At 64.6% G+C, this 15,939-nt stretch carries 15 protein-coding genes; 7 read left to right on the forward strand and 8 right to left on the reverse strand.

What is annotated here, in order from left to right:
- The first annotated feature begins 121 nt into the window (after positions 1 to 121).
- Both hemH and BC1002_RS02485 read left to right on the forward strand, forming a co-directional pair.
- A complete protein-coding gene (hemH, locus tag BC1002_RS02480) occupies positions 122 to 1,192 on the forward strand; it encodes a ferrochelatase (RefSeq protein ID WP_013088499.1) in 1,071 nt (356 codons plus the stop codon).
- Between the two features lie 8 nt (positions 1,193 to 1,200).
- Complete coding sequence (locus tag BC1002_RS02485; protein WP_013088500.1) at positions 1,201 to 1,608, forward strand: RNA-binding S4 domain-containing protein; 408 nt, start codon at positions 1,201 to 1,203, stop codon at positions 1,606 to 1,608.
- Here the strand turns inward: BC1002_RS02485 and BC1002_RS38365 are convergent.
- On the reverse strand, positions 1,580 to 1,741 hold the full coding sequence (locus BC1002_RS38365; RefSeq protein ID WP_176109498.1) for a hypothetical protein: 162 nt from the start codon (positions 1,739 to 1,741) through the stop codon (positions 1,580 to 1,582). The genes BC1002_RS02485 and BC1002_RS38365 overlap by 29 nt on opposite strands.
- A 362-nt stretch (positions 1,742 to 2,103) precedes the next feature.
- On the opposite strand from BC1002_RS38365, the gene grpE reads away from it, so the two are divergent.
- From grpE to pabB, 4 genes are all read left to right on the forward strand, one after another.
- Positions 2,104 to 2,691, forward strand: coding sequence for a nucleotide exchange factor GrpE (gene grpE / locus BC1002_RS02490; protein WP_013088501.1), 588 nt, complete (start codon positions 2,104 to 2,106; stop codon positions 2,689 to 2,691).
- Positions 2,692 to 3,022: 331 nt separating this feature from the next.
- Entirely contained in the window at positions 3,023 to 4,972 is a 1,950-nt protein-coding gene (gene dnaK / locus BC1002_RS02495; RefSeq protein ID WP_013088502.1) for a molecular chaperone DnaK, read from the forward strand.
- A 268-nt stretch (positions 4,973 to 5,240) separates the two neighbouring features.
- Entirely contained in the window at positions 5,241 to 6,380 is a 1,140-nt protein-coding gene (gene dnaJ, locus BC1002_RS02500) for a molecular chaperone DnaJ (RefSeq protein ID WP_013088503.1), read from the forward strand.
- A gap of 18 nt (positions 6,381 to 6,398) precedes the next feature.
- Positions 6,399 to 8,285, forward strand: coding sequence for an aminodeoxychorismate synthase component I (gene pabB, locus BC1002_RS02505; RefSeq protein ID WP_013088504.1), 1,887 nt, complete (start codon positions 6,399 to 6,401; stop codon positions 8,283 to 8,285).
- 48 nt (positions 8,286 to 8,333) lie between these two features.
- Here the strand turns inward: pabB and panB are convergent, their stop codons facing one another.
- The 6 genes from panB to hda are packed head-to-tail and all read right to left on the reverse strand — an operon-like array spanning position 8,334 to position 13,481.
- A complete protein-coding gene (gene panB, locus BC1002_RS02510; protein WP_013088505.1) occupies positions 8,334 to 9,149 on the reverse strand; it encodes a 3-methyl-2-oxobutanoate hydroxymethyltransferase in 816 nt (271 codons plus the stop codon).
- A 37-nt stretch (positions 9,150 to 9,186) separates the two neighbouring features.
- Positions 9,187 to 9,867, reverse strand: a complete 681-nt coding sequence (locus BC1002_RS02515; protein WP_013088506.1) for a deoxynucleoside kinase — start codon at positions 9,865 to 9,867, stop codon at positions 9,187 to 9,189.
- Positions 9,864 to 10,406, reverse strand: coding sequence for a 2-amino-4-hydroxy-6-hydroxymethyldihydropteridine diphosphokinase (folK, locus tag BC1002_RS02520; protein WP_013088507.1), 543 nt, complete (start codon positions 10,404 to 10,406; stop codon positions 9,864 to 9,866). The genes BC1002_RS02515 and folK overlap by 4 nt, the downstream gene beginning before the upstream one ends.
- A 51-nt stretch (positions 10,407 to 10,457) precedes the next feature.
- Positions 10,458 to 12,053, reverse strand: a complete 1,596-nt coding sequence (gene pcnB, locus BC1002_RS02525; protein WP_013088508.1) for a polynucleotide adenylyltransferase PcnB — start codon at positions 12,051 to 12,053, stop codon at positions 10,458 to 10,460.
- Entirely contained in the window at positions 12,050 to 12,736 is a 687-nt protein-coding gene (locus BC1002_RS02530) for a histidinol-phosphatase (RefSeq protein ID WP_013088509.1), read from the reverse strand. The genes pcnB and BC1002_RS02530 overlap by 4 nt, the downstream gene beginning before the upstream one ends.
- Positions 12,729 to 13,481: a DnaA regulatory inactivator Hda gene (gene hda / locus BC1002_RS02535; protein WP_013088510.1), complete on the reverse strand. Its 753-nt coding sequence runs from the start codon at positions 13,479 to 13,481 to the stop codon at positions 12,729 to 12,731. Before hda ends, BC1002_RS02530 begins: the two co-directional genes overlap by 8 nt.
- Positions 13,482 to 13,757: 276 nt before the next feature.
- Here hda and purM point away from each other — a divergent pair, with 276 nt between their 5' ends.
- Positions 13,758 to 14,825, forward strand: a complete 1,068-nt coding sequence (gene purM, locus BC1002_RS02545; RefSeq protein WP_013088511.1) for a phosphoribosylformylglycinamidine cyclo-ligase — start codon at positions 13,758 to 13,760, stop codon at positions 14,823 to 14,825.
- A gap of 127 nt (positions 14,826 to 14,952) precedes the next feature.
- Here purM and miaA read toward each other — a convergent pair whose 3' ends face one another.
- The gene (miaA, locus tag BC1002_RS02550; RefSeq protein WP_013088512.1) at positions 14,953 to 15,897 is read right to left on the reverse strand and encodes a tRNA (adenosine(37)-N6)-dimethylallyltransferase MiaA; all 945 of its coding nucleotides are present in this window, start codon (positions 15,895 to 15,897) and stop codon (positions 14,953 to 14,955) included.
- Positions 15,898 to 15,939: the final 42 nt, after the last annotated feature.

Here is a 15,939-nt window from a genome sequence, read left to right on the forward strand (position 1 = left end):
CGGGTGGCGTCTGCCAATCGTCCGAATGGCCAGGGTCCGGCGGCGCCGGGCCGAACCCGCGCCGCTATAATGAATCTCCATTGAATCGACTCGCCGCTTGAAGCGGTGATCTCTGCTGCCTATGCGCTTCGACCTCGAGCGGCCATCACAGAACGCCACGTCGCATCGCGTCGCCGTGTTGCTGATCAATCTCGGCACGCCCGACGCGCCGACGCCGCGCGCGGTGCGCCGCTACTTAGCGCAGTTCCTGTCCGATCCTCGCGTCGTCGAGATTCCGACGCTGCTGTGGCAGCTGATTCTGCGTCTGCTGATTCTGCCGTTTCGCGGCCGCAGCTCCGCAAAGAAGTACGCGGCGGTGTGGATGCCCGAGGGCTCGCCGCTGCGCGTCCATACCGAAAAGCAGGTCGAGGGCTTGCGCCATCTGCTGCAAGTCAACGACTACACGGTGCTGGTCGACTACGCGATGCGCTACGGCACGCCCGGGATTCCGGCGATGCTGAACCAGCTGAAGCTCGCGGGCGCCGAGCGCGTGCTGCTGATGCCGATGTATCCGCAGTATTCGGCGTCGACCACCGCGACCGCGTTCGACGAAGCGTTTTCTGCGCTCAAGCGCATGCGCAACCAGCCGGAAATCCGCACGGTGCGCCAGTACGCCGATCACCCGGCGTATATCGCGGCGCTCGCCGCTCAGGTGCGTCACCACTGGCATCTGCACGGCCGCCCCGATTTCGCGGCGGGCGACAAGCTCGTGCTGAGTTTCCACGGCGTGCCCAAGCGCACGCTTGACCTCGGCGACCCGTATCACGAGCAATGCCAGCAGACCGGCGCGCTGCTGATGCAGGCGCTCGAATTGACGCCGGTCGAGTGCCGCATCACGTTCCAGTCGCGCTTTGGCAAGGCCGAATGGCTGCAGCCCTACACGGCGCCGACGTTGAAGGAACTCGGCGCGGCAGGCGTGCGGCGTGCTGACGTGTTTTGTCCGGGTTTCACCGCCGACTGCCTTGAAACGATCGAGGAAATCGGCATGGAAGTGCGCGACGAATTTCTGCAGGCGGGTGGCAAGGAGTTTCACCGGATCGCCTGTCTGAACGCGTCGCAGCCGTGGGTTGCAGCGCTCGGCGAAATCGTCGCGCAGCATCTGCAGGGCTGGCCGGTGCAGGCGGTGCCGGTGCCGCACACGACAGGAGCTTGAATACGCAGATGAACTACCGTATTTCAACCGAACCGGGCGCGAAACTGCGCATCGACAAATGGCTGTGGGCCGCGCGCTTCTTCAAGACGCGTTCGCTGGCCGCGGATGCGGTCGACAAGGGGCGGGTGCGGATCGGCGGCGCGGTAGTGAAGCCTGCCAAGGACGTGCGTGTCGGCGATCTGGTCGAAATCGAGATCGAGCGTTACGTGTGGCAGGTGGAAGTGCTGGGCGTGTGCGACGTGCGCGGCCCGGCGAGCGTGGCGCAGACGCTTTACGTGGAAACCGCGCAGAGCAAGGAGAAGCGGCAGGTCGAGCAGGAACGGCGCAAGGTGTATCACGAGCCGGCCGCCGCGCTGCACGGGCGACCGACCAAACGCGACCGGCGCACTATCGACAGATTTTCGGGTGGGAACTAAAAAACTGCTCGACCGTGGCATGTGCGCCACCGTACTCGGTGGTGTGGTCGTTGACCGCGCCGGACATGCAGATTGTCGTGGTGCCCGCGATCAGTACCAGTGCGACCACCCCGATTGCAACGGTCAGTTTCACGGTACTCCCCTCGATGGGCTGAAACGGGCTATCGGAACGACTGTCAGGTGTCGGTAAGGCTTACGTCAAATTAGGGTTAACGTGCGTTGCCGCTCCATGACTGGAGAATAGGTCAGTTGCGGGCTGCACTCAATCCCTATCTGATTGCGCCACCTGAATGCTTGTTACGGCGCATTTCGCCTGCACGACGCTGGTGCGAAAAAACCTCGGAGCCGCTTGAAACGGCTATTTCAGACCCCATCTGGGGTCCGGTCTGGCGGATCGGCGCGAAGACACGTGTCGCGATTTTGCAAAGCACGAATCGTACGGTGTCGGAACGGCTTTTCCGTCTTTGCTTTTACTATTTAACGACTTTCAGCGAAATGGAAAACACGCAAGAGAACCCGACGAGCCAGAATCCCACGCCCGCCGACGAAGCCGCGCGCCAGGCCGCCGAGGCGGCTGAGGCCGCCACTCAACAGCAGGGCACCGGCGCCACCACTGAATCCGCCCAGGCAGCCGCCGAGCAGGCGCTCGCCGACGCTCAGGCGAAGATCGCCGAGTTGCAGGAAGACTTCCTGCGCGCGAAGGCCGAAACCGAAAACGTGCGCCGTCGCGCTCAGGAAGACGTCGCCAAGGCGCACAAGTTTGCGATCGAGAACTTCGCCGAGCATCTGCTGCCGGTGGTCGACAGTCTCGAGGCGGCCGTCGCACATTCGTCGGACGACCTGCAGAAGGTCCGCGAAGGCGTCGAACTCACGCTGCGCCAGTTGAGCGGCGCGCTCGAGAAGGGCCGCGTCGTGGCCATTAATCCGGTCGGCGAGAAGTTCGACCCGCATCGCCATCAGGCCATTTCGATGGTGCCGGCCGACCAGGAGCCGAACACCGTCGTCGCGGTGCTGCAAAAGGGCTTCGTGATCGCGGATCGCGTACTGCGTCCGGCGCTCGTGACCGTCGCGGCGCCGAAGTAAGCACGTCGACGCGCACCGCGAACGTTTGCGCCGGAGGCGTATGGCTCGTCGCTTCGCCGCGCCCCGCGGCGCAAAACATTCAGTCGATTCAGGCACTTCCGGCGAACCACGCCGGGGGGGCGTGCAAGTTGACGGAGCGGGCTCCAAGCAAGGATTCGCGAGCCCGCCCCGTGATTGAAAAAAATTAAAGACCGCATCGCAATAGAGGTCTTGAAAACGATGTGGCCGCACTTATTTTGAGTGCAGGTAGGAATTGAGAGCGGATCGTCCCGCCGCCAGATGGGCCAACCGGGCGCTTTCCGCAGCGATCAAAGTCAGGAGATTCGTAAAAATGGGCAAAATCATCGGCATCGACCTCGGCACGACCAACTCGTGCGTGGCGATCATGGAAGGCAACTCGGTCAAGGTCATCGAGAACTCGGAAGGCGCGCGCACCACGCCGTCGATCATCGCTTACATGGAAGACAGCGAGATCCTGGTCGGCGCGCCGGCCAAGCGTCAGTCGGTCACGAACCCGAAGAACACGCTGTTCGCGGTCAAGCGCCTGATCGGCCGCCGCTTCGAAGAGAAGGAAGTGCAGAAGGACATCGGCCTGATGCCCTACAAGATCATCAAGGCCGACAACGGCGACGCATGGATCGAAGTGCGCGACCAGAAGCTCGCGCCGCCGCAAATTTCCGCCGAAGTGCTGCGCAAGATGAAGAAGACCGCTGAGGACTACCTCGGCGAGACCGTCACGGAAGCCGTGATCACGGTGCCGGCGTACTTCAACGACAGCCAGCGTCAGGCCACCAAAGATGCAGGCCGCATCGCCGGTCTGGAAGTGAAGCGGATCATCAACGAACCGACCGCAGCCGCATTGGCATTCGGCCTGGACAAGGCTGAAAAGGGCGACCGCAAGATCGCCGTGTTCGACCTCGGCGGCGGCACGTTCGACATCTCGATCATCGAAATCGCGGACGTCGACGGTGAAATGCAGTTCGAAGTGCTGTCCACGAACGGCGATACGTTCCTCGGCGGTGAAGACTTCGACCAGCGCATCATCGACTACATCATCGGCGAGTTCAAGAAGGAACAGGGCGTCGATCTGTCGAAAGACGTGCTCGCGCTGCAACGCCTGAAGGAATCGGCTGAAAAGGCCAAGATCGAGCTGTCGTCGAGCCAGCAGACCGAAATCAACCTGCCGTACATCACGGCCGACGCGTCGGGTCCGAAGCACTTGAACCTGAAGATTACGCGTGCGAAGTTGGAAGCGCTGGTTGAAGAACTGATCGAACGCACCATCGAGCCGTGCCGCGTGGCCATCAAGGACGCAGGCGTGAAGGTCGGCGAGATCGACGACGTGATCCTGGTCGGCGGTATGACCCGTATGCCGAAGGTGCAGGAAAAGGTGAAGGAGTTCTTCGGCAAGGACCCGCGCCGTGACGTGAACCCGGACGAAGCCGTGGCCGTTGGTGCCGCGATCCAGGGCCAGGTTCTGTCGGGCGACCGCAAGGACGTGCTGCTGCTCGACGTGACCCCGCTGTCGCTCGGCATCGAAACGCTCGGCGGCGTGATGACGAAGATGATCAACAAGAACACCACGATCCCGACCAAGCACGCACAGGTCTACTCGACGGCTGACGACAACCAGAGCGCCGTGACGATCAAGGTGTTCCAGGGCGAACGCGAAATGGCAGCGGGCAACAAGCTGCTCGGCGAGTTCAACCTCGAAGGCATTCCGCCGGCACCGCGCGGCGTGCCGCAGATCGAAGTGAGCTTCGACATCGACGCGAACGGCATTCTGCACGTCGGCGCGAAGGACAAGGCGACCGGCAAGGAAAACCGCATCACGATCAAGGCGAACTCGGGTCTGTCCGAAGCCGAAATCGAGAAGATGGTGAAGGACGCCGAAGCGAACGCGGAAGAAGATCACAAGCTGCGTGAGCTGGCCGACGCCCGCAACCAGGGTGACGCACTGGTCCACAGCACGAAGAAGGCGCTCACCGAGTACGGCGACAAGCTCGAAGCGGGCGAGAAGGACAAGATCGAAGCCGCGTTGAAGGAACTCGAGGACACGCTGAAGAGCGGCTCGAGCGACAAGGCTGCGATCGAAGCGAAGATCGAAGCAGTGGCCACGGCCTCGCAGAAGATGGGCGAGAAGATGTACGCGGACATGCAGGCTGCGCAAGGTGCCGAAGCGGCAGCGGGCGCGGCGGGCGGTGCCGGTGCATCGGCGGGCGCGAGCCAGCAGGCCGACGACGTCGTCGACGCTGAGTTCAAAGAAGTGAAGAAGGACTAAAGCCAGGTCGGCATCCGACCGTAAAGCCGTGCACAGCGATGTGCGCGGCCCGGCTGCACGAGATCGGCGTCCTTGGGGCGCCTTGAGTGCAAGAGCGGTTTTTCGCGCCTGGCGAGCCTTTTGGGCTCTCCGGGCACGTTCGTTTTATGGAGGGCGTTGTTTTGAACCGTGCCCTGGCGCGGCGCAGACAGCGGCCGGACGAGTCGTAAGACTCCACAGCATTCACAAGGAGCTACCGCGTCGCTTTGCGCGGCGGCGTTGAACCGATATGGCGAAACGGGATTACTACGAGGTTCTGGGCGTCGCAAAGAACGCGAGCGACGACGAAATCAAGAAGGCTTATCGCAAGCTCGCGATGAAGCACCACCCCGACCGCAATCCGGGCAACAAGGATGCGGAAGAGCATTTCAAGGAGGTGAAGGAAGCCTATGAAATGCTGTCGGATTCGCAAAAGCGCGCCGCGTACGATCAGTACGGTCACGCGGGCGTCGATCCGAACATGGGTGGGGCCGGTGCGCAAGGTTTCGGCGGCTTTGCCGACGCATTCGGCGACATCTTCGGCGACATCTTCGGCCAGGCGGCCGGCGCCGGCGCACGCGGAGGCGGCCGCGCGGGCCCTCAGGTGTATCGCGGCGCCGATCTGCGCTACAGCATGGAAATCACGCTCGAGCAGGCCGCGCACGGCTATGACACGCAGATCCGCGTGCCGAGCTGGGTTTCGTGCGAAGTCTGTCATGGCTCGGGCGCGAAGCCGGGCACCAAGCCGGAAACCTGCCCGACCTGTAGCGGCTCGGGGGCGGTGCGCATGTCGCAGGGCTTCTTCAGCATCCAGCAGACTTGCCCGAAGTGCCACGGCAGCGGCACCTACATCCCCGATCCGTGCAATCACTGCCACGGCGCGGGCAAGGTGAAGGAAACCAAGACGCTCGAAGTGAAGATCCCGGCCGGTATCGACGACGGCATGCGTATCCGCTCGGCCGGCAACGGCGAGCCGGGCATCAACGGCGGTCCGTCGGGCGATCTGTACGTCGAGATTCATATCAAGCAGCACTCGGTGTTCGAGCGTGACGGCGACGATCTGCATTGCCAGATGCCGATCCCGTTCACCACGGCGGCGCTTGGCGGCGATATCGAAGTGCCGACGCTCGCCGGTCGCGCGACCTTCACGGTGCCGGAAGGCACACAGTCGGGCAAGACGTTCCGCTTGCGCGGCAAGGGCATCAAGGGACTGCGTTCGAGCATCGCCGGTGATCTGTACGTGCATGTGCAGGTCGAAACGCCGGTCAAGCTCACCGAAGCGCAGCGCGATCTGCTCAAGCAGTTCGAAAAGGCGCTCGTGGAAGGCGGTGCGCGGCATAGTCCGCAAAGCAAGAGCTGGTTCGATCGGGTGAAGAGCTTTTTCGATTGATCTGATTTGGCGGTCAGCATGACGGTGGACAGGCGCGGCGCGGTGTTCGCGCTGCTTGACGATTGCGGTGCAACGGCGGCGCGTCCGTCGAGCCGCTTGTACACGGGTTTCGTGCTCGAGCGGGTCTGCACCGAGGCGGCGCAGCTCGAAGCCGTGTGCGACAGCGTCGCAGCCGATACCCGCAACGGTCTGCACGCCGTCGTGCTGGCCGACTATGAATTTGGCCGTGCGCTCGTCGGTAACGACAAGCTCCGGTCCACTGAAACGCAGCGTGGCAATGCCATGCTGCGTTTTTTGTTGTTCGAGCGCTGTGCGAAGCTTTCGCGCGACGAGGTCGACGCGTGGCTGATGACGCGGGACAACGGCGCCTTGGAGCCGTCGGTCGCGGGCACGGCGAACGTGCGCGAGAGCGTCGATCGCGCCGAGTTCGACGCGGCAATCGACGCGATTCACGCTGCGCTGCGCGCGGGCGATTCCTACCAGGTCAACTACACGTACCGCCTCGGCTTCGACGTGTTCGGCTCGCCGCTCGCGTTCTATCGGCGTTTGCGCGCGCGCCAGCCGGTGTCGTTCGGCGCGCTGATCGCGTTGCCCGACGATGCGTGGGTGCTGTCGTGTTCGCCCGAACTGTTCGTCGAGAAGCACGGCCCGACGTTGCGCGCGCGGCCGATGAAGGGCACGGCGCCGCGCTCGCAAGATCCCTCCATCGACCGGGGCAACGCCGAGTTCCTCGCCACCGATCTGAAGAACCGCGCCGAGAACGTGATGATCGTCGATCTGTTGCGCAACGATCTGTCGCGGGTCGCGCGGATCGGCTCGGTCAACGTGCCGGCGCTTTTTACGGTCGAACCGTATGCGTCGGTGTGGCAGATGACGTCGACAGTGGAGGCGACGTTGCTGGACCGCACCTCGTTCGCGGCGATCCTGCGAGCGCTGTTTCCCTGCGGATCGATTACCGGTGCGCCGAAGCATCGCACGATGCAGTTGATCGACGAACTGGAAAGTACGCCGCGCGGGCTTTATACCGGCGCGATCGGCTGGCTCGATGCGCCGGACGGTGATCACGATTGCGGCGACTTCTGCATGTCGGTCGCGATCCGCACGCTGACATTGACTTCGTCGACGGCGAAAGTGGGCGGCACGGACGGTCTGCGCGGCAGCATGGGCATCGGCGCTGGCATCGTGCTCGACAGTGTGGCCGCCGATGAGCACGAGGAGTGTCGATTGAAAGCACGCTTTCTGACCGGCGCCGAGCCGGGCTTCGAACTGTTTGAAACGATGTACGCGACGCGGGAAGACGGCGTGCGGCATGTCGAGCGGCATTTGCGGCGCTTGTCGTCGAGCGCCGCGACGCTTGGCTTCGAGTTCGATGAAGCGCGCGTTCGCGCGGAGATCTCAGCGCGGTGCGCCACGCTGCCGGCACAGACGCCGCATCGTATGCGGCTTGCTTTGAGCAAAAGCGGTGTGACCCAGATCACCGCTGCGATGCTTACGCCTTTGGCGGATGCGATCGTTGGGGTTCTGCTCGGCCCCGAAGCGCAGTTCGCGCCGACCCGAGCCGCCGATCCGCTGCTGCGCCACAAGACCACGCGCCGCGCCGACTACGACCGCGGCTGGCGCGAAGCCGAGGCGAACGGCGCCTTCGATACGCTGTTCTTCAACGAACGGGGCGAACTGACCGAAGGCGGCAGATCGAACGTGTTCGTGAAGCTCGCGGGGCGATGGTGGACCCCGCCGCTCGCGTCGGGCGTGCTGCCTGGCGTGATGCGAAGCGTGTTGCTCGAAGGGGCGTCGGGTCTGCAGGCAGGTGAGAAAGTGCTGACGCAGGAGGATGTGCTGAACGCCGAAGCGCTGCTCGTGTGCAACGCATTGCGCGGCGCGATACCCGCACGGGTTGTTGCTTAGAGCGCTGACAGAAACCGGAATGCCGCGCGCCCGCGCGGCAAACATACATCAGAACGTGTGCTCGGCGCCCGGAAACGTGCCGTCTTTCACCGCCCGCACATAGGCCTCGACGGCCGCCTGAATGTTCGGCTGTCCCTGCATGAAATCTTTCACGAAGCGCGGCCGCTTGCCGGGGAAAATACCGAGCATGTCGTGCAGCACGAGCACCTGACCCGAGCAGTCGAGGCCCGCGCCGATGCCGATCGTCGGAATGCGTAGTTGCCCTGTGACCTCGCCTGCGAGTTGAGCCGGGATCGCTTCCATCAACAGCGCTTGGGCGCCGGCGGACTGCATCGCAAGCGAATCGCGCAGCAGCTGGCTCGCGCCCGCTTCGGTCTTGCCCTGCACCTTGAAGCCGCCGAATGCATGTACCGACTGCGGCGTCAGACCCACGTGCGCGCACACTGGAATCGAGCGTTCGACCAGAAACCGCACCGTGTCCGCGAGCCATTCGCCGCCTTCGAGCTTGACCATCTGCGCGCCCGCGCGCATCAGTTCGACCGAACTCCTGAACGCATCTTCCCGCGTGCCGTAGGTGCCGAACGGCAGGTCCGCCATGATCAGCGCCGACGGCCGAGCACGCGCGACGCTCGCCGTGTGATATGCGATGTCCGCAAGCGTCACCGGCAGCGTGGTCGCCTGGCCTTGCAGCACGTTGCCGAGCGAGTCGCCGATCAGCAGCACGTCGACGCCCGCGCGATCGAGCAGCGCGGCGAAGCTCGCGTCGTAGCAGGTGAGCATCGCGATCTTTTCGCCGGCGTCGCGCATTGCCTGCAGTTTCGGCACGGTGATCGCGCTCCGGCTCGCTTCCTGCAAATAAGTCATGGTCAATCCAGTGAGAAAAATGAACTAGCCGCGTCGCTTACAGCGACGTGGCTTTGACAAAGAATTCCTTGCGTCCGCGCATCGTCTCGATGCGTTCGGCGAGCAGCGCAAGGTCCGCGTCGGAGTCGAGCGGATTCAGGTGTTCGGCGTTGACCGTCAGCACGGGCGTGCGGTCGTAGTGGTAGAAGAAGTCGTTGTACGCGTCGCACAGCGCGCGCAGATACGCATCGGAAATCTGCAGCTCCATCGGCACCGCGCGCTTCTGGATGCGCGCGAACAGCACCTCGGGGCTCGCCTGCAGATAGACGACGAAGTCCGGCTCCGGCGCACTGACGTCGAGCCGCGCGGCAAGCGCGCGGTACAGCAGCCACTCGTCTTCCTGCAAGGTCAGACGCGCGAAGATGTCGTTTCGCTGCGTGATGAAGTCGGCAATCAGCGGCGTGCCGCTCGCCTGCGCGGCGCTCACTTCCTGCGCCTGCTGCGCGCGTTGCAGCGCGAAGTGCAGCTGCACCGGCAGCGCATAGCGCGCGGTGTCGCGATAGAAGCGTTCAAGAAACGGATTGTCTTGCCAGCGCTCGAACAGTTCGTGCATCGACCAGCGTTGCGCGAGGCGCCGCGCAAGTGACGTTTTGCCGACGCCGATCGGCCCCTCGATCGCGATATAGCCGAAGGGCGGGCGCAGCTGCGGCGCGGTGACCGTGAGCGGCGGCGAACTCATTCGCAACGGCCTTTCTCGGCGGAATTACCGGCGAGTGCATTGAGCATCGGACACTGGCAGGGCCCCTTCACCTTCTCGATGCGCTGATCGCTGACGCTGTCGAGCAGAGCCGCGGCCCGGCCATGTTGCGGAATCACGATCGCCGCGTCGATCTCGACCAGCGGCACCAGCGCAAACGCGCGCTCGACGAGGCGTGGATGCGGCACGATCAGATCGGCTTCGTCGATCGATTGATCGCCGTACAGCAGGATGTCGAGATCGAGCGTGCGCGGCGCATTTCGGAACGGCCGTTCACGGCCGAACTGATGCTCGATCTTGTGACATAGCGCGAGCAGATGCCGCACGGGGAGCGTCGTTTCCAGCTTCACGACGCAATTGAAATAGTCGTCGCCGCCCGCGTCGATCGGGGCAGTGCGATATAGGCTCGATTTGGCGAGCACGGTGATGGTGTGCTGTTGTGCGAGGCACACCACCGCGTCTTTCAGGGTCTGGCGCGCGTCCCCGAGATTCGCGCCGAGGCCAAGATAAGCAACCGTCATGGCACAACTTCCTGCAACTATCGTTTCGACGGCTCTTCCGCGAACGCCGCGTCAGTCTTCGTGCGAGCCTTCGCGGCCTGCGTCGTTGTCCGTGCGTTCGGCGGACGAGCCGCCCTCCACCCCGTCACCCGATTTGCGGTTTCTGGCGCCACCGCGCCGCCGTCGTTTTCTGGGGCTCCGGTCCTTCCCGCCTTGCGTGAGCAATGCCTCGCGCGCGGCGGCGTCTCCTTCGATGAACTCCGTCCACCACGCACCGACCGACTCGTCGAGTTCGCCCGATGCGCAGCGCAACAGGAGGAAATCATACCCCGCTCTAAATCTTTGGTGTTCCAGCAGCTTCAGCGCGCTGCGGCCCGAGCGCTTTTCGAGGCGCAACTGCAAACCCCAGATCTCGCGCATGTCGGCCGAGAAGCGCTTGTGGATCGCGAGCTTTTCGGTCTGCATGTCGAGCACTTCGTCCATCGCGCGATGCAGCGCGGGCACCGGATACTCGCCTTCGGCCTCGAACTTCTGCCAGCGCTGCTGCACGTCGTGCCACAACAGTGTCGCGAACAGGAAGCCCGGCGACACCGGCTTGCCGGCCAGCACGCGTGCATCTGTATTAGAGAGTGCCAGAGAAATGAATTTTTCGCCGGTCGGCTGTTCGAGCACCACGTCGAGCAGCGGCAGCAGCCCGTGATGCAGGCCTTCCTGGCGCAGCCGCTTCAGGCACGCGAGCGCGTGACCCGACAGCATCAGCTTCAGCATTTCGTCGAACAGACGCGCGGCGGGCACGTTGTTGATCAGATCGGCCATCTTCTCGATCGGCGCGCGCGTGGCGTCGTCGATGTCGAAGTCGAGCTTGGCGGCGAAGCGGACGACGCGCAGCATGCGCACCGGGTCCTCGCGATAGCGCGTGGCCGGGTCGCCGATCATGCGCAACAGGCGCGTGCGCATGTCGGCCATGCCGTTGTGGTAATCCAGCACGGTTTGCGTGGCCGGATCGTAGTACATCGCGTTGATCGTGAAGTCGCGGCGGGTGGCGTCCTCGTGCTGTTCGCCCCACACGTTGTCGCGCAGCACGCGGCCGCTCGCGTCGACCGCGTGGGTGCGGCGGTCGAGCTCGTCGCGCTTCAAACGCTTCGGCGGCGCCGCGTCGGCCGCGGGCGGATCGACCAGCGCGCGGAACGTCGAGGTTTCGATGATTTCCTGGCCGAACTGGACGTGCACGATCTGGAAGCGCCGGCCGATGATGCGCGCGCGGCGGAACAGCTTCTGCACCTGTTCGGGCGTCGCGTCGGTCGCGACGTCGAAGTCTTTCGGCTTCACGCCGAGCAGCAGGTCGCGCACCGCTCCGCCAACGATGAACGCGCGAAAGCCCGCCTGTTGCAAGCCCTCGGTCACGCGGATCGCATTGCGCGAGATCAGCGTGGGGTCGATGCCATGCACGTCGTGCGGAATGATGACGGGTACGTCCGGTTCGCGCGGCGCTTGTGCGGCGGCAGCGGCGGTGGATTTGCGACGCGGCCGCGCGGCCGTGCCGGAAGCGGTCGTGCCGCGCGCCGGCGGCTTGTCATTGGCGTTGCCGCCGACGCTGGCAGCGGAGAGTGTGTCGTCAGCGCTCGCCGTGTCCTGGCCGAAGAGCTTGCGGATGAGTTTCTTGATCACGAGGGTTGGAAGAGTTCGAGGATGCGCCAGCCTTTGGCCTGCGCATGGGCGCGCAACGTGTCGTCCGGATTGGTCGCGATGGGATCGGTGACTTTTTCGAGCAGCGGGATGTCGTTGTGCGAGTCGCTATAGAAATAGCTGTGCTCGAAGTCGCTCCACGTCTTGCCGAGCGACGCGAGCCACATTTCGGTGCGCACGATCTTGCCTTCCTTGTAGCTCGGCGTGCCGGTCGGGCGGCCGGTGTACGCGCCGTGCGGATCGCCGCCGACGGTCTCCGCCTCGCACGCGATCAGCGTATCGACGCCGAACGCCTGGGCGATGGGACGCGTGATGAATTCGTTGGTTGCCGTGACGACGCAGCACAGGTCGCCCGCTTCGCGATGCTGCTTCACGAGCTCGATCGCCACCGGCTGAATGGCCGGCGTGATGACTTCGTGCATGTACTGCGCGTGAAAGTCGGCGAGCTGCGCGCGCGTGTACTTCGCGAGCGGCGTCAGCATGGCGATCAGATAAGCGTGAATGTCGAGCTTGCCGGCCTTGTAGTCGGCGTAGAAGCGGTCGTTTTCACGGGCGAAGTTTTCGGCGTCGACCATACCTTTTTTCACCATGAAGCGGCCCCATTCGTGGTCACTGTCGGTGGGAATGAGCGTGTGGTCGAGATCGAAGAGTGCAAGATTAGCCATGGGGGCCTATTTTACTTGAAGCCGGAAAAGCGGCGAGTGAACCCGGCGTGGTGGCGGGGTCGGGCGACGCGAGCATCGTGCGCAACAGCGGCAGCGTGACCGCGCGTTTCTGTTCGAGCGAGAAGCGGTCGAGCGCGTCGAGCAGCGCCATCAGGCTCGGCATGTCGCGGCGAAAGTGCGTGAGCAGGTAGGCCGGCACGTCGTCGGCGAGCATGATGCCGCGCTCGCGCGCCGCGCGTTTCAGTACCGCGGCCTTCGCGTCGTCGGGCAACGGCGCGAGGTGAAACACGAGACCCCAGCCGAGGCGCGTGCGCAAATCCTCGCGCACCGTCATGCCGATCGGTGCCGCGTTGCCCGCGGCGACGAGCGCGCTGGTCGGATGCGCGCGCACTTCGTTGAACAGGTTGAACACGGCGATCTGCTGCGCGGCCGACAGCGCGTCGCAGTCGTCGATCGCGTAGAGCGCGACGCGCGGATCGAAGCTGAAGGCGGCGAGGCTGCTTTGTGGACCGGCGAAACGCGCATGTCCCGGCGGCGCTTCGTGCACGAGCGCTTGCAGCAGGTGCGTGCGGCCGCTGCCGGCTTCCCCCCAGATGTAGAAGGTGCGATCGGCGACCGGTCCGGAGGCGAGCGCGTCGTCGAGCTCACGCAGACGCGTGACCAGCTCGGCGTTCGCGCCGGCGAAGAAATTGTCGAATGTCGATGGCGGCGGGGTGCCGAGATCGAGCGTCAGTTGACGAAGCACAGTAGGTTAATGCCGAAAATGAGGCTCGAGCCGCGAGTGGCCCGGACCTCGGGGCCTGGAACGTTGCCAGGCGCTTAGTTGTCGTGAAGCGTGCTCGCCGGGTCGTGAGGCCGAGCGTCGCGAAGCGCGGCGGACTGAATTGCGCGGGGCGGCGGCGCTGGAATCGGGTTGCCGTGTGGCAAAGTCGTTTCCAGGATTTCGTCGGAACGCGCGAATTCCAGCCAGGCGGCCAGCATCGGGTAAAATCGCATTTTACCGACCTTCGAGCTTTTCCCCATGAATCAACCGAAATCCGCCCAGCCTTCAACCGATTCGGCCCAAGGTTTGTCGTATCGCGACGCCGGCGTGGACATCGATGCGGGCGACGCCCTCGTCGACGCCATCAAGCCCTTTGCCAAGAAGACCCTGCGCGACGGCGTGCTGGGCGGCATCGGTGGATTCGGCGCGCTGTTCGAAGTGCCGAAGAAGTACAAGGAACCGGTGCTCGTGTCCGGCACCGACGGCGTCGGCACCAAGCTGCGTCTCGCGTTCCAGCTGAACAAGCACGACACGGTAGGCCAGGATCTGGTCGCGATGAGCGTCAACGACATCCTCGTGCAAGGCGCCGAGCCGCTGTTCTTCCTCGACTATTTCGCGTGCGGCAAGCTCGATGTCGGCACGGCGGCGACCGTCGTGAAGGGCATCGCGCAGGGCTGCGAGCTGTCGGGCTGCGCGCTGATCGGCGGCGAAACCGCGGAAATGCCGGGCATGTATCCGGACGGCGAATACGATCTGGCTGGTTTCGCGGTCGGCGCGGTGGAAAAGAGCAAGATCATCGACGGCAGCAAGATCGCCCCGGGCGACGTGGTGCTCGGGCTCGCGTCGAGCGGCATCCATTCGAACGGCTTTTCGCTGGTGCGCAAGATCATCGAGCGCGCCAACCCCGATCTGAACGCGGACTTCGACGGCCGCTCGCTCGCCGACGCGCTGATGGCACCGACGCGCATCTACGTGAAGCCGCTGCTTGCGCTGATGCAGCAGCTCGAGGTGAAGGGCATGGCGCACATCACGGGCGGCGGCTTGGTCGAGAACATTCCGCGCGTGCTGCGCGAGGGTCTGACGGCCGAGCTCGATCATCGCGCGTGGCCGCTGCCGCCGCTGTTCTCGTGGCTGCAGAAGCACGGCGGTGTCGCCGATGCGGAAATGCACCGCGTGTTCAACTGCGGTATCGGGATGGCGGTGATCGTGCCGGCGGCGGATGCCCAAGCGGCGATCGGTCTGCTGTCCGCGGCGGGCGAGCAGGTCTGGAAGATCGGCACGGTCCGTGAAAGCGCGGCAGGTGAAGCGCAGACGGTCGTGGTCTAACGATTGACGCGGATTCGCGTGGCGTGCCGCAACGGCGCGCCGCGCGGGCTTCGAATCCTTTGCTTCACAACTTCCACTTCAAATCCCCGCTTTACATCCCTCCGCTTCCCTCACGCTGATCGTCGCCTCAAACGAGCGTCTCGATCAACTCCACCACCCGCGCCGTCGCGTGCGGATCGCAGCAATCCACCACCTGTCTCTCCGGCATGCTGCGCAGCCACGTGAGTTGCCGCTTGCAGAGTTGCCGCGTTGCGAAGATGCCCTTGTCGCGCATGGTCCGATAATCGACCGCGCCATCGAGGTATTCCCACACCTGCCGATAGCCGACGCAGCGCATCGACGACATCTCGGGCAGCAGGTCGCCGCGCGCGCGCAGCTTCACCACTTCATCGATGAACCCGTGCGCGAGCATCGCATCGAAGCGCTGCTCGATGCGCGCGTGCAGCACGCCACGCTCGGACGGCTCCAGCGCGACCGGCACGAAGCGCCATGCCGACGCGGCGTCGTCGGTGCGCGCAGGCGCGGCGAGCAGCGCCGACATTGGCTGGCCGGTCAGCATGAACACCTCCAGCGCGCGTTGGATGCGCTGCGAATCGTTCGGCGCGAGGCGCGCGGCCGTGACCGGATCGAGCGCGGCGAGCCGCGCGTGAAGCGCGGGCCAGCCGTCACGGGCGGCGTCGGCGTCGAGCGTCGCGCGTACTTCGGCATCGGCTCCGGGCAGATCGTTGAGCCCCTGCGTGAGCGCCTTGTAGTACAGCATCGTGCCGCCGACCAGCAGCGGCAGCCGCCCGCGCGCGTGAATTTCACCGACGAGCCGCAGCGTATCGGCGCGAAACTGCGCGGCCGAGTACGAGTCGGCCGGATCGATGATATCGATAAGATGATGCGGCGCGACCGCGAGTTCTTCCGCGGTCGGTTTCGCGGTGCCGATGTCCATCTCGCGATAGACGAGCGCCGAATCCACGCTGATGATTTCGACCGGCCGCCGCGCGGCGAGGGCGAGCGCCGCGGCGGTCTTGCCGGACGCGGTCGGGCCGAGCAGGCACGGGATAAGGGTAGGGCGTGACGTCATGGGCAAGCGGGCGCGCGGCGCAACGGTGTGATCGAACGCGGC

Source organism: Paraburkholderia atlantica (genome assembly GCF_000092885.1).
Classification (GTDB): Bacteria; Pseudomonadota; Gammaproteobacteria; order Burkholderiales; family Burkholderiaceae; genus Paraburkholderia; species Paraburkholderia atlantica.